This window comes from Brasilonema octagenarum UFV-OR1, from assembly GCF_963888615.1.
GTDB lineage: Bacteria > Cyanobacteriota > Cyanobacteriia > Cyanobacteriales > Nostocaceae > Brasilonema > Brasilonema sennae.
This window is the reverse complement of sequence record NZ_CAWPKW010000300.1, coordinates 1-23,362: the sequence shown is the minus strand read 5'-3', so window position 1 is coordinate 23,362 and position 23,362 is coordinate 1. Positions and strand designations below refer to the sequence as shown.

The window sequence follows — 23,362 nt, the reverse complement described above, 5'->3', positions numbered from 1 at the left end:
TCCAAATTGTGGATAATAACTCTTGGGATTATGCTATTTGAGCGCAAACAACCATAATAAGGAAGAATAAGCCGAAGTATGGATAATATAGACAAAGCTGATAGTACTCCAGGTGCTAAGCCATCATCTAACGAACCCAAACAAATTTCTAAAACACTTGATGTAGATGGTCACCGTCCAATCGACCCAAATAACATGCAAGTTCAGGGTACTCTCAACATAGATGGTGAACGTCCTCTCGCCAAGGGTAATTTTGAGATTTCTAGAACCTTAAATGTAGATGGTAACCGTCCAATTGGCAAGAGTGCTTTTAAGAATCATGACATGCTTGCTGTAGATGGCAAGCGTCCAATTGATCCAGGTGATATGAACGTTGGGCATACCGTCAACATAGACGGCGAACGTCCCGTTGCTAAAAGTGATTTTGACATAATAGACACCCAGGACATTGATGGTGAGCGTCCAATTACTTCAAAGTAAGAGTCAAGAACCTTGAATAATAAGCGCTCGATCTAGACTCACATTTTCATCCAAATGAAATCCAATTTTGCTGAAGCGCGGTTTTCAAGTAAATAAACCAGGGGGTAGAGGCTGATCTTGCCGTTCCCCTACGAAAATCTGTGGTTCAATGTACTGAAAATAGCTGTCAGATTTCGATTTCTTTATAAATTCTCACGCTGACAGTTTTTTTATATCTATTTTCAAAAATATCTGTACTTCAGTTCAAAATCTTTAATATTTTTGCCATTAATATGTCAAATTTGATAGGTTTACGCATAAAGTCATTTGCCCCTATTTTTAATCCTTCTGCTCCATCAGTGTCATTACCAGCTGTTATTAGTAAAATCGGAAGGAAGCGGAGTTGATCATTTTGACGGATACTTTTGGTTACTTCAAAACCATTCATTCCTGGCATCATCAAATCTAACAGGACTAAATCAGGTGGTGATGCTTGAATCTTAGTTAAGGCTAAAAGACCATTCAAAGCAGTATCAACATTAAATCCCTCTGCTTCTAAAAATGTTTGAAGCAAAAATATATTGTTAGGAACATCATCCACAATCAAAATTCGCTGAGCAGTGGGAAACACCATAAAAAATAAATATTAAATGAATTTAACTGTTCAAATGGTTTATATTAAAAAATTTCTATAAACAATCACATATGCGGTAGAAATTTTCATCTGGAAGTTTGATGGTTTCATGTTCTGTAAGCGATATCGCTACTTGTTGTTGAGTTGTCCTCAACAGCCTAAAACGACAGAATTGCCTTTTACACATGATCATCAATTTGTATAGTGCCTAAGTCCTAGAGAAAATCACACATTTAGCACTTGTATATACAGCAGTAGATAGGTTGTTTTTTATTTTGATTATCCATTAGTTTACACTAAATTTGTACAGGTTTCCAAAACTTGTACAAGTTTATGATTGTAAATATAATATTTGTACAAGTAACTTATGTTAGATACTCCCCAACGTGGCAAGCGAGGTCCAGCCCCTTCATGGAAGCTTGGTAGAACCCGTGCTATCAGAGTGCCGATAGTCTTAGCTGATGCTCTACTGGAACTAGCCAGAGAAATAGATAATGATGAAAAGCCTTTATTTAATATTTTGGTCACAGAGTCAGATAAACAAGTAGCTCTTGTTGTGAGTTTTCAAAGCGATGAGGAGGAAAATGACTTTGATGAAGAAAAAACAAAGAAAAAGCGTGCTTTAGCTATTATGCATGCTGAGGCTAAAGCTAGATATACTAAAGCTCAGACTAATTTTGTTAAGGCTCAAGCTCTGTTTTTGAAACGAAAAAATTACAATTTGATAAATCGCCTCAAAATTAAGTAAATCTGTTAGCTGATTCTGTTAGCGTGATGTAAGCAGTGCGATATGCCTAGCTCCGCTGCAATTAGGAGGAATAACAAAAATGCCCGGACACGATCTCATCGTTGTCGGAGCATCGGCAGGCGGAGTTGAAGCACTTTCTTACTTAGTCAAGAATTTACCGCCAGACCTGAATGCTGCTGTGATGATTGTGCTTCATGTACCAAGCCACGGTACAAGTGTTATGCCACGCATCCTTAGCCGTGCTGGAAAATTGCCAGCATCTCATGCAAAAGATGGCGAAGTCATTGAATTGAGAAGAATTTATGTTGCCCCGCCAAACTATCACCTACTGGTAAAACCAGGATATATACACTTGACACGCGGAGCAACAGAAAACGGTCATCGTCCAGCTATTGACCCACTGTTTCGCACTGCAGCGCGAGCTTATGGGCGACGAGTGGTTGCTGTGGTGCTAACGGGTGTTCTTGACGACGGTACGGCAGGAGTTAGGGCAGTGAAAATGCGCAATGGTGTTGCAGTTGTTCAAAACCCCGAAGATGCAATGTATCCTGGGATGCCGCGCAGCGCCATCGAGAACGTAGATGATATTGACTATATCCTACCTCTGTCGGATATTGCAGATATCTTGGTAAATCTAGCTAACACGCCCGTGGAAGGCGAAGAAGATCCTGTGCCTGAGGAGATTGAATTTGAATCTGGCTTGGTGGAGTTGGATATGAACGTACTTAATAACGAAGAAAGACCAGGCAAACCTTCTACTTTTGGCTGTCCAGACTGTGGTGGTACTTTGTGGGATCTTTCAGACGGAAAGTTATTGCGGTTTCGATGCCGTACGGGTCATGCTTATTCAGCAGAAACTCTGCTGGCAAAGCAATCTGATGCTTTGGAAGATGCGTTGTGGTTTGCCCTCAGGGCATTGGAAGAGAAAGCATCTTTATCAACTCGGATGGCGAAACGGATGCGCGATCGCAACCAAACTTTATCAGCACAACGACTGGAAGAGCAAGTGAAGGATTCTCAAAAACGTGCTGGGGTTATTCGGGATGTCCTGCTCAAGGGTAACCCTACACCAGCACAGGGGAACAACACTGATGTTCCACCAGATGAAGAACCAACTAATATCTCGTAAATGTTTAGGAATATAGCTCTTCTACTTCGTTGTCATACAGTCCAAACCTCACCCTCGCTTTTAGCGTAGCTAAAATCTTTCCCTCTCCTTAGCAAGGAGAGGGATGCCCGACAGGGCAGGGTGAGGTTTTGAGTGAGATGTGTGTACACCGTAGCCCGAACTTGGGGGAGGGGTCAAATCAAGGTGAGTTCAAAGGTTTAAACGTTAAATAGACACCAATTCATGCATAGCAAAGCCAACGCTACGATACGAATTTTGCCGCTATGTCTACCAAGCCATCAAAAGATGATGTTTGAATGAAGTACGAGTAAGCGCCTAAGCTGGCAGCTTGAATCAAATGCTTTGGATCGTCATAGGTGCTCATTAGCACAACTGGTAAATTCTTCAGTTGAGGATGCTGCTTGACCCATGCAAGTAACTCAAAACCTGACATATGGGGCATATTTATATTTGTCAATATGATTACTGGTAGTGGGTAATTCTCTCTGTTAAGATAAGGTTCTTTACCCGACAAGTAATCCACAGCTTCTTGTCCATTCTTGATAACTTGAAAAGAAACTGGCAAATTAGCAGCATGAAATAAAGACTGAATGAGAAACCCTACATCAGGGTTATCTTCGACTAACAAAATGGTTTTACTTTTCTCCCCCATTAGTACTATATTTAATTGCAATTGACTAAAAAATTTGCTATTTCTATGACTAACTCTCTATTGTCAAAAGGCTTAGTCAGATAATTTTGAAATCCTGACTTGAAAGCAAGTTGGCGTGCTTCATCTGTATCTACAGCTGTTAGCGCTATTGCAGGTATTGCTTTTTTTTGTGTATTTTCCAGCGTTCTGATTTTACCAATTAATGAATAACCGTCTTCTTGCGGCATAACGATATCGATAATTAAAAAGTCTAGTTCAAAATCCCTGATGACCTCAAAAGCTTCGCTTGCTGATGTAGCCGTCATGACTTTAGCGCCGTAATCTTCAAGAATAACGGTAATTAAAAAAAGGGTATCAGCATTATCATCTACGACAAGAATCCGCAAATTATTGAGTGTCTTAACGTTTATATCGTTCTCAGGATATTGATTATCAAAACTTTTTAACACGATAACACTTACCTCTGCCAAGCCCCCTGACTGTCATCGCTTTTCATAGCTATGTTAAAAAGGTTGCACGTTGAGCGATAAGCTCAACCTCTTTGCCCTTGCGGCTGCGCTGTTAGTTCTAAACAGAACGCTTTTGGCTCTAACTTCCCTTGCTGTGCTTGTGATAGCAGCACTCTTTGATCTGATGACAGCGTTTTGAGTCATTATCACTACGATTTTTGGGATGATGCTGCTATGGCTGGCAGGTTTTGAGGTGACATCGGCAATCAAAACACAACTCTGGGTCATGTTTAAGTTACTTCTAGGGATATATGCATCTACTTCCGCTTTGCTTATTGTGTTTCTAGCTACACGCATTTCAAACAATTAGCTACATACTACAAACTCAGAATCTACCTATTTACTTGTTATTTGTCTATCCGCTACCGTACATAACTAATATCAAAATGGCGTAATAATGGATTCATAGCGATAATTTTTTGTCAAGCTAAAAATCATTGACAATGCAGCTAACTGTATAGTTAATTTACGACTAGTTCAATAAGACTAGTTATATCCGTGTCACCAAGTTTTTGTAATCGAAATGAAAATCGGCTTCTGACTATCTTGCCAACAGAAGAATACGAACGTCTCCTCCCCCACATGGAGATCATCTTTTTGCCTTTGAAGCAAATTCTTTACGAGATGAACGAACCGATTGAGTACGTCTATTTCCCGAAGAATGGTATTGTCTCTTTAGTTACTATTATGGAGGACGGCGCGACAGCCGAAATCGCTACAGTGGGTAACGAAGGAATGATAGGTGTGCCTGTATTCCTGGGAGCAGATCAAATTCCTGGGCAAGCTTTTTCACAAGTTCCTGGTGAGTCGATGCGAATGAAGGCACAGGAGTTCAAAACTTTTGTGACTCCAGGTAGTCCGCTTTACAAGATATTACAACGCTATACACAAACATTATTTAACCAGATTGCTCAATCAGCTGCTTGCAACTGCTTGCACTCTATCGAAAAACGATTCTGTCGTTGGCTTTTAATGACTCGCGATCGAGTACAATCTGACGAGTTCTTACTCACTCAGGAGTTTCTTGCTCAAATGCTGGGGGTTCGTCGTGCTAGTGTAAGTGAGGTCGCAAGCATTTTTCAGAAAGCTGGGATGATTAGCTACAGACGTGGGCAAATGAGAATTCTTGACCGAACTGCCTTAGAAGCGGCTTCGTGTGAATGTTATGCAAAAGTCAAACAAGAGTTTGAGCGCTTGCTTGGTGGCGATTGAGGATTGTAATCTATGATGCTGTTAGTCTCACCAGGGATGTTACCCGCAGTAGGTGTAGCAGTAGCTGTAGGTGTAGGGTGGGCACTGCCACTAAAACTCTCATATACTGGGCAGGATCTGACTAGCAGTGCCCAACGCCAGATACCTACGGAGGGAAACCCTCTCCGAAGTTGCCACAACGCGGGGAACCCGCGCAAGGCACTTCTCTCTGCAGTACTGGCTCCCCTACTACGTGTGTTTCTAGTAGTAGGTCAGGAGGCAGAGCCTCCATTGCTGCATTCCTTGCCAGAGACAAGGAACCAGACAAGCCAACAAAAAATTTATTATTTTTCGTTTCTAATAAGCAAAAAATATTAAAATACCAATCTGTTTGGAGATTTTTTCCACATATTGGTTAAGAATAACTGCTTAGGAGCAATACCTCTTGTTGAACCTAATTATCCCTGAGAGGCTGTAGTTTGACAACAAGCACAAACGCAAGTGCCTTGATAAAGTATAAAAAATATGAGTAACCAAGAAACAAATCCGGAACTAGAAGATTTATTAGAATATATCAAACGCAATCGTGGGTTCGATTTTAGCGGTTATAAGCGCACCAGCTTAAGCCGTCGAATTCAGAGACGCATGCAAACAATTAGTATTGAAAATTATACTGATTATTTAGACTATTTAGAGGTACACCCAGACGAGTTTGTTGAGCTATTCAACACAATCTTAATCAACGTCACAGCTTTCTTCCGTGAGGGACAAGCTTGGGAGTACATCGCAAGTGAAATTATTCCTGCAATACTTGCTAACAAACATTTGAGCAAACCAATCCGAGTATGGAGTGCGGGATGCGCTTCTGGGGAAGAAACCTACAGCATAGCGATTTTGCTTGCTGAAGCAATGGGTATGGAACAGTACACAACACGGGTGAAAGTGTTTGCCACGGATGTAGACGTGGAAGCTCTTAATCTCGCTCGCCAAGCAAGTTACAGTCCAAAAGATATTGAAAGCGTTCCCGCAAATCTACAGCAAAAATACTTTGAGCGAGTTAACGGTCGCTACATAGTTCAAAAAGAATTGCGTCGCGGTGTTATATTTGGTCGCCATGACTTGGTACAAGATGCACCCATCTCCAAGATTGACCTACTGGTGTGCCGTAATACTTTGATGTATTTTAATACCGAAACCCAAGCAAAAATTCTTGATCGCTTTCACTTTGCTCTGAATGATAATGGTTTTTTGTTTTTGGGGAAAGCAGAAATGTTGTTTACTCGCAATCACTCGTTTACCCCTATAGATTTACGGCGACGGGTATTTACCAAAGTTCCTAACGGCAATCTTCGAGATATGCTGTTAAGTATGGCTAATTCTTCTAGACAGCAAGCGGTGCCAGAAATTGTTGACCAAATCCGCCTTCATGAAGCAGCTTTTGAGATTGATCCGGTCGCTCAATTAGTAGTGGATCTCAACAGTATTGTTATATTGGCTAATGCTGAAACTCGTAATTTGTTTAATCTCAATCCTAGAGATTTGGGTCGTCCGTTGCAAGATTTAGAGCTTTCTTATCGACCTGTGGAATTGCGATCGCGCATTGACCATGTTCGCTCCACTCGTCGCCCCATCATCTTAAAAGATATTGAGTGGTCCACTACAGACCGCGAAATAAAATCTCTCGACGTACAGATAATCCCCTTAATAGGTGACAACACCGACGAAATCTTGGGTACAAAGATTGTCTTCATAGATGTAACTCGATTTAAAAATCTGCAACAGGAACTCGTAAACGCCAATCAAGAATTAGAAACAGCTTATGAAGAACTCCAATCCACCAACGAAGAATTAGAGACTACCAACGAAGAACTTCAATCGACAGTAGAGGAGCTGGAAACCACAAACGAAGAACTACAATCCACCAACGAAGAATTAGAAACTATGAACGAAGAACTGCAATCTACCAACGAAGAATTGCAGACTATCAACGAAGAATTGCGCCAACGTAGCCAAGAACTCAACAGAGTCAACGGTTTTTTAGAATCTATCCTGACTAGTTTACGTGTTGGCGTGGTTGTTCTAAGTCGCGACTTGCATGTCCTAATGTGGAACCGCAAAGCAGAAGATTTGTGGGGTTTGCGATTTGATGAAGTTTTTTCCAAGCACTTTATGAGTTTGGACATTAATTTGCCGTTGGAGCCACTCAGACAACCGATGCGAACAATTCTGATTGGAGAGTCAGAACACCATGAAGTGTTGCTAGATGCTATAAACCGCCGGGGTAGAGCGATTCAGTGTCAGGTGATTTGCAACCCGCTGTTGGGTAACGCCTCTGATATCCAAGGACTTATTATCCTAATGGAAGAGCGCCCGCAAGTAGAATAGTCAACTTTTATCATTCATTGGCGTTTGAAGAATAACCTGTCAGATAGATTTTAGATCTAAGCACGATATGTATCTTGGTTGGTAGAGGAGATTAGAAGAGGTGCGCCGTGAATCTGGACAAGTTTAGTCAGCGAATAGAGGAAGTACGCCAGCGCAGCCAATTCTTAGAATCTCGTGCTAGTGAATCACCTATGCCCCAGCAAAATGCACTCTTGGAAGCTATCGAGCAACTTAATACCGCCTTGGAAGAATTGTATGTGGCTCAGGAAGAATTGCATCAACAGAATGAGCAATTGAATATTGCTAACCAACAGATAGAAAAAGAACGTCAACGCTACCAGGAATTATTTGATTTTGCACCGGATGGTTACTTGGTCACAAATACCGACGGGAAAATTTTGCAAGCCAACCAGGCGGCTACTCAACTGCTCAACATCTCGAAAAGTTTTTTGATAGGCAAAGCGCTGGTCAACTTTGTTCCGCAGGAAGAACGTCGCGCCTTTCGTAATCAATTCTCAGGGTTATCTGATATGGGGCGAATGCAAGAGTGGGAAATCCGCTTGCAGGCGAGACAAGGTAATATATTTGATGCTAGCCTGAGTGTCACTCCTGTGTTCGCTCCCCAAGACAAATTTCAAGGCTTGCGTTGGCTTGTGCGTGATATCACCTCCCGCAAGCAAGCAGAGGAAAAACTGCGGTTAATTCAGAAAGAGAATTTAGAGTTACAAGAAGTTGCACACATAAAAACTCAAATGATGTCAGTTCTCTCCCACGAACTGCGTACACCTTTGAATTCAATTTTGGGGTTTTCCCAACTGCTGTTACAGCGCTACTATAATCTGTTCCCCGTCGAATTAAGAGACATGATCGAACGGATTATTAAAAGTGGCAAACATCTACTAGCACTGATTGAGAATATGCTTGACTTCTCCAAATTGGAGAGAGATAAACTAGAACTTAATCCAGAAGAATTTAACTTAGTAGAGCTGGTGAGAGCAAGCACAGAGGAACTACGTTGTCTTGCTGAACAAAAAAATCTCAGCTTAGTTTTGCACGCAAATATTGAAAATCCTATAGTTATCAACGATAGCGTTCGTCTACGCCAAATATTGGTTAATCTGATTTCCAACGCCATTAAATTCACAGATACAGGCGGCGTGTTTGTGGAAGTACAGCAACGAAATCAACACCAAGTCGTGTTAATGGTTAAGGATACGGGCATTGGCATCCCCGAATCGGAACTAGCACACATTTTTCAAGAATTTTGGCAAGTTGATAAGTCTACCACACGCAAGTACGGAGGTATTGGTTTGGGACTGGCGATCGCTGATAAATTGGTTCGCCTCATGAATGGTAGAATCACAGTTGAAAGCACCATTAACCAAGGTTCCACTTTCCGTATACAATTACCACGCAATGTTAGTCGTTAGTCATTAGTTATCAGTTATCAGTTATCAGTTAAATCGCTTCCTCTATTGACTGTTCACTGTTCACTGTTCCTCAACCCTCTCGGCTATCCTCAACTTTGCAGAACGAGCGCGGGGATTATTGACAATTTCTTCTTCTTGTGCTTCTATGGGTTTTTTCGTCAAAACCTGCAAGAAGGGCGAATCTTTAAAACTATGCTTGACAATACGGTCTTCTAAACTGTGAAAACTAATAACTGCAATTTTGCCACCTGGTACAAGGGCTTGTGGTGCTTTGCTCAAAAAAGTTTCCAGGGATTTTAACTCGTTATTGACGACTATTCGCAAGGCTTGAAAAACGCGGGTAGCTGGGTGAATTCTGCCGTAGCGGTATTTTGGGGGAACACAAGAGGCGATCGCCTCTGCCAATTCTGTTGTCATGTGAAATGGACGTTGTTGAACAATCCGTCTGGCTATGCGCCGTGACAACCTTTCTTCACCGTATTGAAAGAAAATATTTGCCAGTTCAGCTTCATCCCAATCATTAATCACATCAGCCGCTGTCAGAGATTGTCGCCTGTTCATCCGCATATCCAAATTTGCTGGGGCGCGAAAACTAAAACCCCGTTCAGATGTATCCAGATGATGAGAACTAACGCCCAAATCAGCAATGATTCCGGTATACTTGCTCAGTGGAAAATCGTACGCCGCAAAATTGCTATGAATAAATTTTACACGTTCACCAAACGCCCCTAATATCTTTTGCGCCGCAGCCAAAGCGTCCTCATCCTGGTCAATAGCCGTTACTCGCACATCGGGTGCAGCTTCTAAAATCAGGCGACTGTGACCGCCACCGCCTACCGTTGCATCCAAATAATGCCCATCGGGACGGACAGCCAAACCCTCAATTACCTGGCCACTCAAAACAGGCACATGAAAAAAATCTTGTACCTCCATTCTCTCTATCTCACGCTTCATATAATAATAGTTGAACAAGTGCAACAAAACGAAACATCAAACGAAAACGCTCAACTGCCAACCTCTCTCCAACTTACTGCTTACTTCGCGTTCTTTGCTGCTACGCGGTTCCATTATAAAATTTTCCCAAACCGGAGAACACTCTTTTTATGGCAAGATTAGAAACCCGCACTGAACCCATGGTGCTGAACATGGGTCCCCACCATCCCTCAATGCACGGGGTGCTGAGACTGATTGTAACTCTGGATGGTGAGGATGTTATTGATTGTGAACCAGTACTCGGCTACTTGCACCGGGGAATGGAAAAGATTGCGGAAAACCGCACCAACATTATGTATGTCCCCTACGTGAGTCGGTGGGACTACGCAGCGGGGATGTTCAACGAAGCCGTGACTGTGAACGCCCCAGAAAAACTAGCAAACATTCCCATCCCCAAACGCGCCAGCTACATCCGCGTCATCATGCTGGAGTTGAACCGCATCGCTAACCACTTACTGTGGTTTGGTCCGTTCCTAGCTGACGTCGGCGCTCAAACTCCCTTCTTCTACCAATTCCGGGAACGGGAACTGATTTATGATCTGTGGGAAGCCGCCACAGGTTACCGGATGGTTAACAACAACTACTTCCGCATTGGTGGCGTGGCGGTGGACTTACCCTACGGTTGGGTTGACAAGTGCCTCGACTTCTGCGACTACTTCGTGCCTAAAATAGATGAGTACGAGCGCTTAGTGACTGATAACCCCATCTTCCGGCGTCGTGTTGAAGGTATTGGCACTATCACCCGTGAAGAAGCAATTAACTGGGGACTTTCTGGTCCAATGTTGCGTGCTTCTGGTGTGAAGTGGGACTTACGCAAAGTTGATCACTACGAATGTTACGATGATTTCGACTGGGACGTCCAGTGGGAAACTGCTGGTGACTGCTTTGCCCGTTATGTCGTACGGATGCGGGAAATGCGCGAATCTGTCAAAATTCTTAGACAAGCCATCAAAGGACTTCCCGGTGGTCCCTACGAAAACCTGGAAGCTAAGCGCTTAGCAGCAGGCAAAAAATCTGAGTGGGATGCCTTTGATTACCAATACATCAGCAAGAAGATTTCCCCCACCTTCAAAATTCCTAAAGGTGAAATTTACTCTCGCATCGAAAGCGGTAAAGGTGAAGTGGGAATTTATCTGATTGGTGATGATAACGTCTTTCCTTGGCGGTGGAAGATTCGCGCAGCAGATTTCAACAATCTGCAAATTCTGCCTCATCTACTAAAAGGCGTGAAACTGGCGGATGTTGTCGTCATTCTCGGTAGTATTGACATCATTATGGGTTCTGTAGATAGATAAGGAAAACTTGAACTTTTGAACCGCAGATGAACGCCGATGGAGGCAGATATTTTTCTGTTCTCTCGGCGTTTATCTGTATGTATTTGGGTTTACAGTACTAGGACTACTTACGCAAAATAATGAAAAAATAAACCGCATAGACGCGGAGCGGTGAGACAGCGCTGCAGGAGGGTTTCCCTCCGTAGGCGACTGCGAACCCGATAGCCGTAAGGCGTGGCGTTAGCCATAGGGCTTCCCGCAGGGTAGGACGCAAAGAACACAAAGTTAAGAGGGTTTAAAAGGGTTTTTGCGTAAGTCCTAAATACGTTACCAGTTACCAGTTACCAGTTATTAATTGTTCCCTGTTCACTGTTTACTGTTCACTGTTCCCTGTTAAGCGTTCTTTTAGAAATCTTTATGCCTTCCAATCAAGAACTATGTAAAGCGATCGCACACCGGATCACGACAAGTCCCCAAAAGCGAATCACTTTCGCTGAGTATATGGACATGGTGTTATATCATCCGCAAACTGGTTACTATTCCACAAAGGCGCTGAAGCTGGGAAAGGAAGGTGATTTTTTTACTTCTGTTCACCTTGGTGCTGACTTTGGTGAGTTACTGGCGGTACAATTTTTCCAAATGTGGGAAATTTTAGGACAACCTGTGCCATTTTCTTTGGTAGAAATGGGAGCAGGTCAAGGACTGTTGGCTTTAGATCTTCTTAAGTATATTAAGCAGCAGTATCCTGATTTTTTCAATGCTCTGGATTATGTGATTGTTGAAAAATCTTCAGTTTTAAGGGAAGAACAACAGCAACAGCTGCGAGAATTTTCTGTACGCTGGTTCAATTTGGAGGAGATTCCAACTCACTCTGTCACTGGCTGCTTTTTTTCTAATGAGTTGGTGGATGCTTTACCTGTGCATCAATTTGTTTTGCAAGAAGGACGATTGCAGGAGATTTTTGTCACAACGCAGGAAGAGGGAACAGGGAATAGGGAGCAGGGAGCAGGGAGCAGGGAGCAGGGAGCAGGGAACAGGGAACACTCAAAAATTCCCGTATCTACTTCTATTCCTGTAGCATCATTTGTAGAAGTCGCAGATACGCCTTCGACAGTTAAACTTGAGGAATATTTTGAGCTTGTAGGAATAAATATCAGTTCTTACGCTGATGGTTATCGTAGTGAGGTTAACTTAGCTGCATTGGATTGGTTGAGTTTAGTGGCAGAGCGTTTGCAGCGTGGATATCTGTTGACGATTGATTATGGTTACCCTGCCAGTCGTTATTATAATCCTATGCGATCGCAAGGTACGTTACAGTGTTACTACAATCATCAACGCCATAATGACCCATATATTAATATTGGGACACAGGACATTACAACTCATGTTGATTTTACCACTTTAGAACGATGGGGCGATCGCTGCGGATTAGATAAAGTTGGTTTTACCAAGCAAGCGTTGTTTTTGATGGCTTTGGGCTTGGGAGAACGAATTGCTGCCCTCTCTTACACAGAGCAACCCATCTCGCAGTTGCTGCACCGTCGGGATGTCCTGCATCAGCTTTTAGATCCTTTGGGTATTGGTGGATTTGGTGTCCTGGTTCAAGCCAAAGGACTAACCAAACAAGAAGCTACACAACCATTAAAAGGACTGAGTGTGCCAGAGCAAATGCAAATATCATGAAAAATTAAGCTCTATTAACAGTGCGTTGGTGATTGTTGGTCTACTATAGCAGTGATTACATTCGCAATTATATCTTTTGGAGAGTAATAATTATGAGTTCTCATGATCTTTTGATGTTAGTGTTGCTACTGAGTCCAGGTCTTTTACTCTCAGTGATGATTATGGTGACTTTTGCAGCAGGTGGCTGATGGAGAAAGCGGGGACACTCTTGAGGGAGGGAGTGAGAAAGCCAACAAGCCAGACAAGTCTTGTTTTAGTGACTGCTTCACTCAAGCCAATTCCCCACTTTCTAAAGAATAGACGTCTTGCAAAAGTCATTTTTAGAAATTAAATAAATTCTGTGTGGTTGTAAATACCCACCAAATCGGATTTTTGCAAGAAATAATTCTGAAAACGAATGATGAGAAAAAGCGATCGCTTATCAAGGAAGGTAAAAAATGAAGGTAGCATTTCTGGGGACTGGATTGATGGGACTACCGATGGCTCAAAGGTTGTTAGAGGCGAATATAGAGGTTATTGCTTACAACCGCACCCCAGAAAAGTTAGAACCACTCAAAGCAGCTGGTGCTCAAGTGGTAAAACGCCCCTACCAAGCAATTAATGCTGCTGATTGTAGCATTCTTATGCTGAGTAATGCTGGAGCTATATACAGTGTTTTGCTTTCGGATAGGTCTTGGCAAACTGTTCCCGGACATAGCATTATTCAAATGGGGACAATTACTCCCACAGAAAGTAAAGAAATCAGAGATGCAGTTGTTGCTGCTGGTGGTGAGTATTTAGAAGCACCTGTTTTGGGTAGCATTCCAGAGGTCAAAGATGGCAAACTAATTGTGATGGTAGGCGCACACCAAGAACAATATCAACGCCACCTGGAGTTATTCAAACATTTTGGTCCAGAACCTTTACTTGTAGGTCCTGTAGGATCTGCGTCGGCGCTGAAACTGGCGTTAAATCAACTCATTGCTTCCCTGACAACAGCTTTTGCCCTGAGTGTTGGTTTTGCCCAGCATCAAGGTATCAATGTGGATTTGTTTATGTACGTTTTGCGCCAGAGTGCTCTTTACGCACCCACCTTTGACAAAAAATTGCAACGGATGCTTGAGAACAATTATGATAATGCGAATTTTCCGACAAAACACTTGATGAAAGACATAGATTTGTTCATCTCAGAGGCAAGATCTACTAGTTTAAATCTCAGTAGCATCGAGGGTGTACGCGACATCATAGATATGGCAATGAAAATGTCATTTTCTGAAGCAGATTACTCATCAATCTTTTCTGCAATTAATGCATCAACTGATGGTGCTTAAAACTCCCCCCTAAAAGGCGTGGGAGTTTTAAGCAGATTTTCCACCTCAATGCTTACTGAGAAAAAATCAGAGCACTATAGGGACCGATCGCAAAACCAGCACTATGAGGCATATTATCCTTTGGCACTGCTTCAGCACTGACGGGATGTCCCCCTACGTTACCAAAATCGCTGCTGTAGCCTGCCCAATCGCTAGAAAAACGGCACCACCAAGTCCCCGAAGCGGGTAACCCTACACGATAAGAATCCCAAGTGCGATCAGCAAAATTTAAGATCACAATGACGTCATCTCCTGGGCCACCTTCATTCCAACGGTGGAAGGCAATGACTTTATTGAGGTTATCGACGACGTGACAGTTGATGTGCTGTCCTCTCAGCCCACGAGTGTTGTTGTCCCAATTGCGTCGAAGCTGACAAAGACGTTGATAAAGCTGAAATATCCCGTTAAAAGTATTTTTGCGAGACCAGTCAATTGGAACTTGATCAGTAAATTTTTGAATTGAGAAAACTTCTTGTCCCTGCCAAATCATTGGAATTCCAGGTGCTGTCAAAACTAAAGCTGCCCCAAGGGTGATTCGCTTTTTGGCGAACCAGGATTCAGGATTTGAGGGATCGATTCGGCGAGCTAGTGCATCATTATTGCCGGATTCATCGTGGGATTCAATATAGATAACCCGCTTAAAGACATCATCATTGAACCGGGCGTAAAGAGCGCGAGCAACTCCATCCATATCTCGAGATTGATCGCTGGGACTTTCTAAAGCACGTCGTGCTTCATGGACAAACCAATGCCATTCAGCATCAAAACCTGCCCCCATCTGTGGTGTTGGACGTGTTACCCATCCGTCATTGTGCCAATCTTCAGCAATGAAGATTTTATTTCTGGGATGGTGATGGAAAAAGTTTTTCTCATCACTAATCCAACGTAGTAAATTAAAGCCTTCGTTATTCCAGCCTTGACCGTTATTGAATCCCCAGACATTGCATGTGCTATCAATCCTTAACCCATCACAATGACATTCATCTAACATAAACATCACGTTATCACGGATAAATTGCCGCACCTCCGGACGTCCAAAGTCAGGTCGAGGTCCCCAGTCAGTTGCTTCTCTATCGTCGTTATAGAAATAAATCCCTCCATGTTCGCCTTGAAACCATCCATCAAAGCGCCTTAAACCTTCGTCTAAATCACTAGGACCAAAGTGATTAAATACGCTGTCAATAATAACGGCAATTCCTAAACTATGGGCGCGATTGATAAACTTTTTAAATTCAATAATCCCGCCATAAGTTTCCTCAATCGCAAATGGTAGAGCAATATTAAATCCCCAGGAAAAATCGGCGGCGAATTCACTGAGGGGCATTAGATGAACACAGTTGATACCAAGTTCAACTAGATGGTCGAGTCCTTTGGCTGCTCTTGTGAGGGTTCCGGGGCGATCGCCCGGATCATCATCAAATGTTCCTAAATGAAGCTCATAAATAACCAGAGAATTGTAGTCTGGCATCCGAAAATCGTCATCCGTCCAGGGAAACTCCGATTCGCGAACAATCGCTTTGCCAACTGAATTCGTGATTTGTTTGGCATAGGGGTCAATCTTATACAAGATTGCTCCTGTTTCACTATTAGTAATTTGATAACTATAAAGCTGATCGGGTGAAATTCCAGGGACATCACAAGACCAATAGCCATTATTTTCTGACGCTAAACTGACTAAGCTAGAAGGACTGGTGTTATCTTGGTCTCGGCTATTGTAAAAAGCAACTTGAACCTGGCGGGCGTTGGGTGCCCAAACGCGGAAAGCTGTGCCGCCAGTAAACACAATATTACCCATGCCTTCATGGGTACTGACTTGAGGCAATACTTTACTAGCTACCATTTTTCTCTAAATAAATTGAACAGGAATTCAACCTTAACCCTCAAGAAGTTGAGGATCAAGGTTAGGGTTCATTAAGAACGGACAAGTTTTACTAAATGATCGTTCAGCCGTAATGCAAGAGCGACTGCTGTTAGGCTAGGATTTGCTGCTGGAGAGGTCGGAAAGATTGACAGATCGCAGGCGTAAACAAACTCCTGGTCGAGAAACTTACCGTTTTCATCGACAACACCTTGTAATGCTTGCTGTGTACCTTTTCCAATATTGTTACTGTCTGTAACCTCCATATGGAGAGAGCCAACCTCATGGGCTACACCGCCAAGCCCACCATTACCAAATCCTTGATCCAACACCTCCCCCCCTAAAGCAGTCAGAATATTGTTGGTGATTTCTCGAACTCTAGTTTCAACTGTGTTGGGAAGTCCAGGATTTTTAATTTTGGCAATCGGGCGAAAATTATTGCCAGCATTAAACTCGATTTGATTGCCTAAAAGCAATTCCGTATTTGTGAGAAAAACGATTTCGCAAAGCATGTTACGCTTTGCGATATTTTCGCGGAAAATATCTTCATCCAAATACCGTCCTTGGTTAAAGTCTGCACCCAGTTCAATCAGAATATTAAAGGGGTCACGGATTCTATCTTCTCCTGGGTGTGGCTCAGTTGGTTGAGATACCACTTTTACAGATCCAAAACGATCATAAAAAGGCGAGGAGGGAGGAATAGAAAAATGTGTAAACGCGATGGGATGATCGGTAACACCCTGCCCTACCAAATCATTACCAATACCACTCCGTTTGGCAAGGCGTGCACTTTCAAAACACCCACAAGCAAGGACTACAAACTTGGCTGAAAATTTCTTTTCTTCCTTGGAAATAATATCCTGGGCAATGACTGCGCAGGGTTCCCCAGGTTCGATTCTGATGACTTGATGATGAGTGCGCACGGTCAAGTTTTGGAAACCCGCAGGACCACCAGTTCTTGATGATTCCAGTAGCAAATCTGCCGTGGAAAACATGCCAGTGGCGATAGTATTTGCTCCAGTCAGATTTTGTCTGACTGCCATTGGAGCATCAAAATGGCTGTATCGAGGAAGCTGTTCTCGCAAGACTCGATATATTTCACGTGTATAGTAAGTCGTTGGCGCGGTGGAACGACCCATCAAATCCTCAGCTAGTTGATAGTAGCGATCTTCTAGATCCCACTTAAGTCGAGTCGGCCAAAAATCCAACTCCCAGGAACTCATGCGGGGAATAAAACCGCCCCAAAAAACTGATCGACCACCCAAATTAAATCCTTGAGCACCTCCGTAGTTATTTTCACTACCATCAGCAGGCTGATCGTAATTAATCACCTGATATTGGGGCCAGCGCTCCCAGACGTGTTTTCTAAATTCACGAGGAAAATTGGGTCGAGGCAGATTTGCAATGTGAGTCTCTAGGGGAACTCCCCCAGCTTCTAGCACTAAAGTATCTAAACCGTTATCAGCGAGTTGATCAGCCAAGACACCACCAGCCATACCAGAGCCGATGACAATCACATCGTAGGATTTGCGGTCAGGGGCATTTGGAGGAAAAATATCAAAAAGTTTTACCTGAGTTTGACCGAGTTCAATAACAGGTTGAACAGGTAAACCAAAGCCAAACTCCCTTAGATAAAAAGTATGACGCTCGTTATCGGTGCCAGGAATATTAAAATCACCACCGTTAGACCAAATCTGCCGGTTTAGGGCAAACTTACAAACGAAGCCAGTTAAATACTTCGGATCGGCTAGCTCGAATATCCAGCGATCGTTTTGGTACTTTCCTGCAATCTCATTGTTTTGCCATCCATCTTTATCTGTTCGCAAGGTAACTTCACAGAAAGGTGGAATGTGGGCAATAGTAACTAATTCGACAAAAATCATAAAAAAATACCTTTCATTCGTGAATGAGGAGACTCAAAATATTAAGGAAGAGTCAAAATCACACTGAAGCCAATTCTGAGTCAAGGTTAAAAATTTCACGAATTTCAGATGCACCCAAGGCACGGTTATAGATGCGAACCTCATCAATTAGTCCTTCAAATTCCCCATCCACGACCTGAAGCGCTGGTCCATTTTCTTCCCCACCAATAGTGACAGGATTATCATCTACTAGAATATTTCCACTCAGAGGGCTAGTGTCAATTTCGATGCCATCAACAAAAAGACGCATGATATTTCCATCATAGGTTCCTGCCATATGTATCCAGCGATTGCTATCTGGAGTACCACTGTAAATCTCGCCTTCACGCAAAGTGCCAGCGTCATCTGTGCCAAGATGCCACTTATAATGCATTACGTCATTTTTTGGACCAAAGCCTAAATAAAACTGATCAGGATGCAAAAGAGTACCAACTTGTCTAGAAACGACAACTTTAAAACCTACCGGGGCTACATTTGGAAATACCCAAGCTGTCACAGTAATCTGATCAACCAGGCTATTCAGGCTTGCCGAACCAGGAATACTGACATGTGAGTCATCGCTACCGCTAAGTTCTACCGCTTTGCCGTATCTGCCGTCACTTCGAGTGCCATTGATGATCAAGCCACGATTATCATTGCCTGATCTATCCAGGACAGTAGTCCCTTCCGCTTCATCAAATTGCCAATAGCCTATCAATCCATCATTAATGCCCATGGAACTTTCTCCAAAATCACTTTCTTTACAAGTAGGACTTACGCATTGACAAAAAGTTTCTTGTATGCATAAGCTCTGGTTTGAGTTGCTCAACAGAAGTCAAGCACTCATATCCTTAACTTGTCTGCATTCTTAATAGATGTAAGACGAATCAACTTATGCAGTTTTGTAGTGAGCGTTAGATTGGGAACCAAATACTAAATTTGCGCGTTTATACATACCCATAACACCAGACGCACCTTACGTGCTTGACGTTTTCCATCCACCGGATAATCCAGTGACGGAAATTTCACTTGCTCAAATAAGTAGCGTTTTTGTCAACCCCTACACAGGCACTATTATGAGTAAGCAGAGATGGAACGAGCAACTGATTTCTTTAGCCGTTGATTTGCATTGCAATCTGCTAGCTGGAAACACTGGAAAAACAATCGTTGGTATCGTATGTTTTCTAGTTCTAGTTCTCAATATTACAGGAGAGTTTGGGAATGTGTATCTGTCGCATTCTTTTTTCAAATTGGTATTACTTTCTTCCTGGAGGGGATTTTATTGTTTAAGTGACTTCAAGCGATAAGCCTCTGGACTTCGACGGTGAGCGCGGTCCCTGAGCTTGCCGAAGGGCAGTCGTTCGCGCAGCGTGCGCTTTGCGCATACGCTTTAGCTCTTGCGTATCGCCGGTTATTAGCAGTCCAAACACAAGTTACTAGTTACACATATGCCTGCTCCAAACTATTCATGGTAATATGATTAGGCTGGGTTCTAACTAACTCAAGCCAAGTTTTAATAAACCGATAGTTAGTCAAATCAAAGCCACCCTCATCAGCTACGTGAGTATAAGCGTAGAGAGCAATATCTGCTATTGTGTAACGGTCTCCTAGAAAAAACTGCCTAGTTGTCAAATGTTTTTCCATGATATCGAGAGCCACGTAACCTAACTCTCTTTTGGCAGTCAAAGTTTGCTGGTACTCGGATGGTGCGCCAAGATAGCGAGTGATGTAGCGAGCGATCGCAAGATTTGGCGCGTGGCTGTACTGCTCAAAGAAAAGCCATTGTAATGTTTGAGCATGTTCGAGTCGGTTACTTGGTAAGAAATTAGTGCCTTCACTGAGATAACACAAAATAGCGTTTGACTCCCAAAGAAATGTTCCTGTCTCAGTTTCTAATAAGGGGACTTTTCCATGAGGGTTTTTAGCCAAAAAATCAGGAGTACGATTCTCTTTTTTCAGAATATCAATATTTACCCATTCAAATTGTCTACATAACTGTTTCAATAATAACTTGACTTTGTAACAGTTACCTGATTCGTTAAACCCATAAACCCTAAGCATCTAATTGTCTCCAAAAAATTATTAATCGTCATTGAGATTGAAGCAATGAGACAGTCGTTTACGACTTCAAAACAGGTAAATGTTTAAGCATCTCCTTGTATGAAGTTCTGTCTCAAAAAACTCTATCCTGCTATGGCAATCCGATTTGATTTGTCAGAATCGCTTGCGCAGACGCTTAATAGGGAACAGGGAACGCTTAACAGTGAACAGTGAACAGTAAACAGTGAACAATTGATCACTGGTAACTGGTACTGTGGGTACTTGATAACTGATAAAGTGTACGTTGCTTCGCAAAAACCAAAGAAGAGTCCTATCTTTTGGCGCAGTATACTTTAAGATTGACCCACGACCAAGCTCAAATTAAAAATTAAAAATTCAAAAAGAATTAAAGAATTTTTAATTCATGCATTTTTGAATTGCATGAATTTTGGATTTTAGTTTGGATTGGACCAACAGTCTTGCGCCAAGAATTTCTGAATGGAGGTATAAAAAGCGCAGCATCATTATTTCAAGCCCCCGGATTCATGAGCCAGGTGCTAACAGCGGGTTTCCCGACTTGTAGACGCCGGAGGCGGTGAGACAGCGCTGCAGGAGGTGAGACCAGTGCTGCGGGAGGGTCTCCCTCCGCAGGCATCTGGCGAACCCGAAGGGGTTTCCCGACAGAGGTATCTGGCATCCGGCGCAGCCGACTTGTTCGCATGATTGCGTCTCCCCTTGGGAGATAGCACCTGGCGTGCGCTAGCGGGGATCGAGGTTTTGAGTTTTCAGTGCGTAAGTCCTGATTCATAAAGGGTGGTGCGGCGCCCGTGAGGCTGCTTATCAGAAACATTAATGACACGTCATTTTTAAAATGAACAATTCTATCAGCAAGCGCTTGGAACAATATACTGTCAAACGTCCCCAAGAAGTCCTGCTCGTGAGTGTGGAAATTGCGGGTGAGGAAGACCAAATTGCAATTTTTAAAGGCTTTTCTAGCTCTTTGACGCGCCCAACTGCCTTTGATCCCGATGTTCCGGTGCTGCAAGATGAAGCAAAAATTATCAAAATTGACCGCGTAGCCAGTCCTTATAATCCGGAAGCACCCCGCTACATCCAACAAGGACTTTCTTGGGACAATATGCAAGTCCTGTTGTCACAAATGGGAGTTTGATAATAGCAAAATTATGTTAATTTATTATAAATAATCTTAAGATTCACCAATCAGGCTATAATATTTTACCAATCTAAGGTAAGTTTTTTTTCTTAATACCATTTACACATAACTATCGGCTAAGCAGACGCATTCAAAGTCGCGTGTGCAGAGGGTTTCTATTACCATCACAGCCTGACAACGCAGAGAAATGGTATTGTTTTTAACCTGATAAGCCACAATTTCTTCTTACACTCACACCTTCCCTGCCATGAACACTGCGGTGACTCTACCAACAGAACAAGCGCCTGAAAAAGTTGAATCTTTAAAGCCGCTTAATCGCCAAATGATTGTTATTCTCGATTTTGGTTCTCAGTATTCTGAACTGATTGCCCGCCGAATTCGTGAAACCCAAGTATATTCTGAAGTCCTTTCTTATCGCACTACAGCTGAACAACTACGTCAACTCAATCCTAAGGGGATTATCCTTTCTGGAGGTCCCAATTCAGTTTATGACAATGGTGCTCCCCGGTGTCACCCAGAAATCTGGAATATGGGACTTCCGATTTTAGGTGTATGCTACGGTATGCAACTGATGGTGCAACAGCTAGGCGGGGAAGTGGCAAAGGCTGACCGAGGTGAGTATGGTAAAGCGTCACTCTACATAGATGATCCCACAGATTTGCTCACCAATGTTGAAGATGGTACGACGATGTGGATGAGCCACGCAGACTCTATCACTCAGATGCCAGAACAATTTGAATTACTGGCACATACGGAAAATACTCCGTGTGCAGCTATTGCTCATCACGACAAGAAACTTTACGGCGTCCAATTCCATCCAGAAGTAGTGCATTCTGTTGGTGGTATAGCTTTAATCCGTAACTTTGTGTACCATATCTGCGAGTGTGAACCGACTTGGACAACTGCTGCTTTTGTCGAACAAGCCATTCGAGAAATTCGCGCGAGAGTTGGCGAGAAACGTGTGCTGTTGGCGCTTTCTGGAGGAGTCGATTCTTCTACCTTGGCATTCTTGCTGCATAAAGCTATTGGGGATCAGTTGACTTGTGTTTTTATCGACCAAGGCTTTATGCGAAAATATGAGCCTGAACGACTGATCAAACTGTTCCAAGAACAATTTCACATTCCGGTAGAATATGTCAACGCTAGGGAACGGTTCCTTTCTTCACTATCTGGCATTACTGACCCCGAAGAAAAACGTCGTATGATTGGGTACGAGTTTATCAGTACTTTTGAGGAAACATCCAGACGCCTCGGACCTTTTGATTATCTCGCTCAAGGCACGCTTTATCCAGACGTGATTGAATCTGCTAACACCAATGTTGACCCTCAAACTGGAGAACGGGTGGCAGTGAAAATCAAAAGCCATCACAACGTTGGTGGATTGCCCAAAGACTTACGATTCAAACTGGTGGAACCGTTACGGAAACTGTTTAAAGATGAAGTCCGTAAAGTAGGACGTGCTATTGGTTTACCAGAAGAAATTGTCCAACGGCATCCTTTTCCTGGACCGGGTTTAGCGATTCGTATCCTAGGCGAAATTACTGCCGAAAGGTTAAATATTTTACGAGATGCAGACTTAATTGTGCGCCAAGAAATTAACAAACGTGATTTGTATCACGATTACTGGCAAGCATTTGCTGTTTTACTACCAATTCGCAGTGTAGGTGTTATGGGCGACCAACGTACTTATGCTTTCCCCATCGTTTTGCGGATTGTCACCAGTGAAGATGGTATGACTGCTGACTGGGCGCGTGTGCCTTATGATGTCTTAGAAGTGATTTCTAACCGGATTGTGAATGAAGTCAAAGGTGTTAACCGAGTGGTTTATGACATCACCTCCAAGCCACCTGGAACTATTGAGTGGGAGTAATTTCAAAGGTAGGGTGGGCATTGCCCACCCAGCCCTTTCAACGCGAACAAATGAACTAGTGAGTCATTCCAATGACACAAGTT

The 23,362-nt window shown here is 42.9% G+C and carries 22 protein-coding genes; 13 read left to right on the top strand and 9 right to left on the bottom strand.

What is annotated here, in order from left to right:
- Positions 1–78: 78 nt before the first annotated feature.
- Positions 79–480 (top strand): hypothetical protein, encoded by a 402-nt coding sequence (locus tag AC5590_RS26130; protein WP_169266264.1) that lies wholly within the window; start codon positions 79–81, stop codon positions 478–480.
- 238 nt (positions 481–718) lie between these two features.
- Here AC5590_RS26130 and AC5590_RS26125 read toward each other — a convergent pair whose 3' ends face one another.
- Positions 719–1,093 carry a response regulator gene (locus AC5590_RS26125; RefSeq protein WP_169266263.1) on the bottom strand — a complete coding sequence of 125 codons (375 nt, stop codon included), beginning with the start codon at positions 1,091–1,093 and terminating at the stop codon, positions 719–721.
- Between the two features lie 367 nt (positions 1,094–1,460).
- Between AC5590_RS26125 and AC5590_RS26120 the strand changes: the two genes are divergently transcribed.
- Both AC5590_RS26120 and AC5590_RS26115 read left to right on the top strand, forming a co-directional pair.
- On the top strand, positions 1,461–1,841 hold the full coding sequence (locus tag AC5590_RS26120) for a hypothetical protein (protein ID WP_211178537.1): 381 nt from the start codon (positions 1,461–1,463) through the stop codon (positions 1,839–1,841).
- A 79-nt stretch (positions 1,842–1,920) separates the two neighbouring features.
- Positions 1,921–2,970, top strand: coding sequence for a chemotaxis protein CheB (locus AC5590_RS26115; RefSeq protein WP_169266261.1), 1,050 nt, complete (start codon positions 1,921–1,923; stop codon positions 2,968–2,970).
- Between the two features lie 241 nt (positions 2,971–3,211).
- On the opposite strand, the gene AC5590_RS26110 is transcribed toward AC5590_RS26115, so the two are convergent.
- Positions 3,212–3,622, bottom strand: a complete 411-nt coding sequence (locus AC5590_RS26110; protein WP_169266260.1) for a response regulator — start codon at positions 3,620–3,622, stop codon at positions 3,212–3,214.
- Positions 3,623–3,633: 11 nt separating this feature from the next.
- Positions 3,634–4,092: a response regulator gene (locus AC5590_RS26105; RefSeq protein ID WP_211178536.1), complete on the bottom strand. Its 459-nt coding sequence runs from the start codon at positions 4,090–4,092 to the stop codon at positions 3,634–3,636.
- A gap of 537 nt (positions 4,093–4,629) precedes the next feature.
- On the opposite strand from AC5590_RS26105, the gene AC5590_RS26100 reads away from it, so the two are divergent.
- The 4 genes from AC5590_RS26100 to AC5590_RS26085 all read left to right on the top strand — a co-directional run bounded on the left by AC5590_RS26100 (position 4,630) and on the right by AC5590_RS26085 (position 9,137).
- Positions 4,630–5,343: a Crp/Fnr family transcriptional regulator gene (locus AC5590_RS26100; protein ID WP_348982724.1), complete on the top strand. Its 714-nt coding sequence runs from the start codon at positions 4,630–4,632 to the stop codon at positions 5,341–5,343.
- Positions 5,344–5,355: 12 nt separating this feature from the next.
- Positions 5,356–5,700 (top strand): hypothetical protein, encoded by a 345-nt coding sequence (locus tag AC5590_RS26095; protein ID WP_169266259.1) that lies wholly within the window; start codon positions 5,356–5,358, stop codon positions 5,698–5,700.
- 147 nt (positions 5,701–5,847) lie between these two features.
- Positions 5,848–7,707 (top strand): CheR family methyltransferase, encoded by a 1,860-nt coding sequence (locus AC5590_RS26090; RefSeq protein WP_169266258.1) that lies wholly within the window; start codon positions 5,848–5,850, stop codon positions 7,705–7,707.
- 107 nt (positions 7,708–7,814) lie between these two features.
- Complete coding sequence (locus AC5590_RS26085) at positions 7,815–9,137, top strand: ATP-binding protein (protein WP_169266257.1); 1,323 nt, start codon at positions 7,815–7,817, stop codon at positions 9,135–9,137.
- Between the two features lie 60 nt (positions 9,138–9,197).
- Here AC5590_RS26085 and rsmH read toward each other — a convergent pair whose 3' ends face one another.
- Entirely contained in the window at positions 9,198–10,070 is an 873-nt protein-coding gene (rsmH, locus tag AC5590_RS26080) for a 16S rRNA (cytosine(1402)-N(4))-methyltransferase RsmH (protein WP_248277277.1), read from the bottom strand.
- Between the two features lie 170 nt (positions 10,071–10,240).
- Between rsmH and AC5590_RS26075 the strand changes: the two genes are divergently transcribed.
- The 3 genes from AC5590_RS26075 to AC5590_RS26065 all read left to right on the top strand — a co-directional run bounded on the left by AC5590_RS26075 (position 10,241) and on the right by AC5590_RS26065 (position 14,397).
- Complete coding sequence (locus AC5590_RS26075; protein ID WP_169266255.1) at positions 10,241–11,425, top strand: NAD(P)H-quinone oxidoreductase subunit H; 1,185 nt, start codon at positions 10,241–10,243, stop codon at positions 11,423–11,425.
- Positions 11,426–11,821: 396 nt separating this feature from the next.
- Complete coding sequence (locus tag AC5590_RS26070) at positions 11,822–13,087, top strand: class I SAM-dependent methyltransferase (RefSeq protein WP_169266254.1); 1,266 nt, start codon at positions 11,822–11,824, stop codon at positions 13,085–13,087.
- A gap of 437 nt (positions 13,088–13,524) precedes the next feature.
- Positions 13,525–14,397: an NAD(P)-dependent oxidoreductase gene (locus AC5590_RS26065; protein ID WP_169266253.1), complete on the top strand. Its 873-nt coding sequence runs from the start codon at positions 13,525–13,527 to the stop codon at positions 14,395–14,397.
- Between the two features lie 52 nt (positions 14,398–14,449).
- On the opposite strand, the gene AC5590_RS26060 is transcribed toward AC5590_RS26065, so the two are convergent.
- From AC5590_RS26060 to AC5590_RS26050, 3 genes are all read right to left on the bottom strand, one after another.
- Positions 14,450–16,276 carry an alpha-amylase family glycosyl hydrolase gene (locus AC5590_RS26060; RefSeq protein WP_169266252.1) on the bottom strand — a complete coding sequence of 609 codons (1,827 nt, stop codon included), beginning with the start codon at positions 16,274–16,276 and terminating at the stop codon, positions 14,450–14,452.
- Positions 16,277–16,347: 71 nt separating this feature from the next.
- A complete protein-coding gene (locus tag AC5590_RS26055) occupies positions 16,348–18,177 on the bottom strand; it encodes a GMC oxidoreductase (protein WP_169266251.1) in 1,830 nt (609 codons plus the stop codon).
- A gap of 58 nt (positions 18,178–18,235) precedes the next feature.
- A complete protein-coding gene (locus tag AC5590_RS26050) occupies positions 18,236–18,931 on the bottom strand; it encodes a LamG domain-containing protein (RefSeq protein WP_169266250.1) in 696 nt (231 codons plus the stop codon).
- A gap of 244 nt (positions 18,932–19,175) precedes the next feature.
- Here AC5590_RS26050 and AC5590_RS26045 point away from each other — a divergent pair, with 244 nt between their 5' ends.
- Positions 19,176–19,502, top strand: a complete 327-nt coding sequence (locus AC5590_RS26045) for a PepSY domain-containing protein (RefSeq protein ID WP_169266249.1) — start codon at positions 19,176–19,178, stop codon at positions 19,500–19,502.
- Positions 19,503–19,635: 133 nt separating this feature from the next.
- Here AC5590_RS26045 and AC5590_RS26040 read toward each other — a convergent pair whose 3' ends face one another.
- Together AC5590_RS26040 and AC5590_RS26035 are read right to left on the bottom strand one after the other, a co-directional pair.
- On the bottom strand, positions 19,636–20,256 hold the full coding sequence (locus AC5590_RS26040; protein ID WP_169266248.1) for a glutathione S-transferase family protein: 621 nt from the start codon (positions 20,254–20,256) through the stop codon (positions 19,636–19,638).
- A gap of 508 nt (positions 20,257–20,764) precedes the next feature.
- Positions 20,765–20,956, bottom strand: a complete 192-nt coding sequence (locus tag AC5590_RS26035) for a hypothetical protein (protein ID WP_169266247.1) — start codon at positions 20,954–20,956, stop codon at positions 20,765–20,767.
- A gap of 150 nt (positions 20,957–21,106) precedes the next feature.
- On the opposite strand from AC5590_RS26035, the gene AC5590_RS26030 reads away from it, so the two are divergent.
- Together AC5590_RS26030 and guaA are read left to right on the top strand one after the other, a co-directional pair.
- Positions 21,107–21,406 (top strand): DUF7734 family protein, encoded by a 300-nt coding sequence (locus AC5590_RS26030; RefSeq protein ID WP_169266246.1) that lies wholly within the window; start codon positions 21,107–21,109, stop codon positions 21,404–21,406.
- A 250-nt stretch (positions 21,407–21,656) separates the two neighbouring features.
- Positions 21,657–23,279 (top strand): glutamine-hydrolyzing GMP synthase, encoded by a 1,623-nt coding sequence (gene guaA / locus AC5590_RS26025; protein WP_169266245.1) that lies wholly within the window; start codon positions 21,657–21,659, stop codon positions 23,277–23,279.
- Positions 23,280–23,362 lie beyond the last annotated feature (83 nt).

Excerpts from the sequence above, each read along its gene's own strand:
- AC5590_RS26130 (WP_169266264.1), top strand. The coding sequence starts at position 79 with ATGGATAATATAGACAAAGCTGATAGTACTCCAGGTGCTAAGCCATCA.
- AC5590_RS26125 (WP_169266263.1), bottom strand. The coding sequence starts at position 1,093 with ATGGTGTTTCCCACTGCTCAGCGAATTTTGATTGTGGATGATGTTCCT.
- AC5590_RS26120 (WP_211178537.1), top strand. The coding sequence starts at position 1,461 with ATGTTAGATACTCCCCAACGTGGCAAGCGAGGTCCAGCCCCTTCATGG.
- AC5590_RS26115 (WP_169266261.1), top strand. The coding sequence starts at position 1,921 with ATGCCCGGACACGATCTCATCGTTGTCGGAGCATCGGCAGGCGGAGTT.
- AC5590_RS26110 (WP_169266260.1), bottom strand. The coding sequence starts at position 3,622 with ATGGGGGAGAAAAGTAAAACCATTTTGTTAGTCGAAGATAACCCTGAT.
- AC5590_RS26095 (WP_169266259.1), top strand. The coding sequence starts at position 5,356 with ATGATGCTGTTAGTCTCACCAGGGATGTTACCCGCAGTAGGTGTAGCA.
- AC5590_RS26090 (WP_169266258.1), top strand. The coding sequence starts at position 5,848 with ATGAGTAACCAAGAAACAAATCCGGAACTAGAAGATTTATTAGAATAT.
- rsmH (WP_248277277.1), bottom strand. The coding sequence starts at position 10,070 with ATGGAGGTACAAGATTTTTTTCATGTGCCTGTTTTGAGTGGCCAGGTA.
- AC5590_RS26075 (WP_169266255.1), top strand. The coding sequence starts at position 10,241 with ATGGCAAGATTAGAAACCCGCACTGAACCCATGGTGCTGAACATGGGT.
- AC5590_RS26070 (WP_169266254.1), top strand. The coding sequence starts at position 11,822 with ATGCCTTCCAATCAAGAACTATGTAAAGCGATCGCACACCGGATCACG.
- AC5590_RS26065 (WP_169266253.1), top strand. The coding sequence starts at position 13,525 with ATGAAGGTAGCATTTCTGGGGACTGGATTGATGGGACTACCGATGGCT.
- AC5590_RS26060 (WP_169266252.1), bottom strand. The coding sequence starts at position 16,276 with ATGGTAGCTAGTAAAGTATTGCCTCAAGTCAGTACCCATGAAGGCATG.
- AC5590_RS26055 (WP_169266251.1), bottom strand. The coding sequence starts at position 18,177 with ATGATTTTTGTCGAATTAGTTACTATTGCCCACATTCCACCTTTCTGT.
- AC5590_RS26050 (WP_169266250.1), bottom strand. The coding sequence starts at position 18,931 with ATGGGCATTAATGATGGATTGATAGGCTATTGGCAATTTGATGAAGCG.
- AC5590_RS26040 (WP_169266248.1), bottom strand. The coding sequence starts at position 20,256 with ATGCTTAGGGTTTATGGGTTTAACGAATCAGGTAACTGTTACAAAGTC.
- AC5590_RS26035 (WP_169266247.1), bottom strand. The coding sequence starts at position 20,956 with ATGCGAACAAGTCGGCTGCGCCGGATGCCAGATACCTCTGTCGGGAAA.
- AC5590_RS26030 (WP_169266246.1), top strand. The coding sequence starts at position 21,107 with ATGAACAATTCTATCAGCAAGCGCTTGGAACAATATACTGTCAAACGT.
- guaA (WP_169266245.1), top strand. The coding sequence starts at position 21,657 with ATGAACACTGCGGTGACTCTACCAACAGAACAAGCGCCTGAAAAAGTT.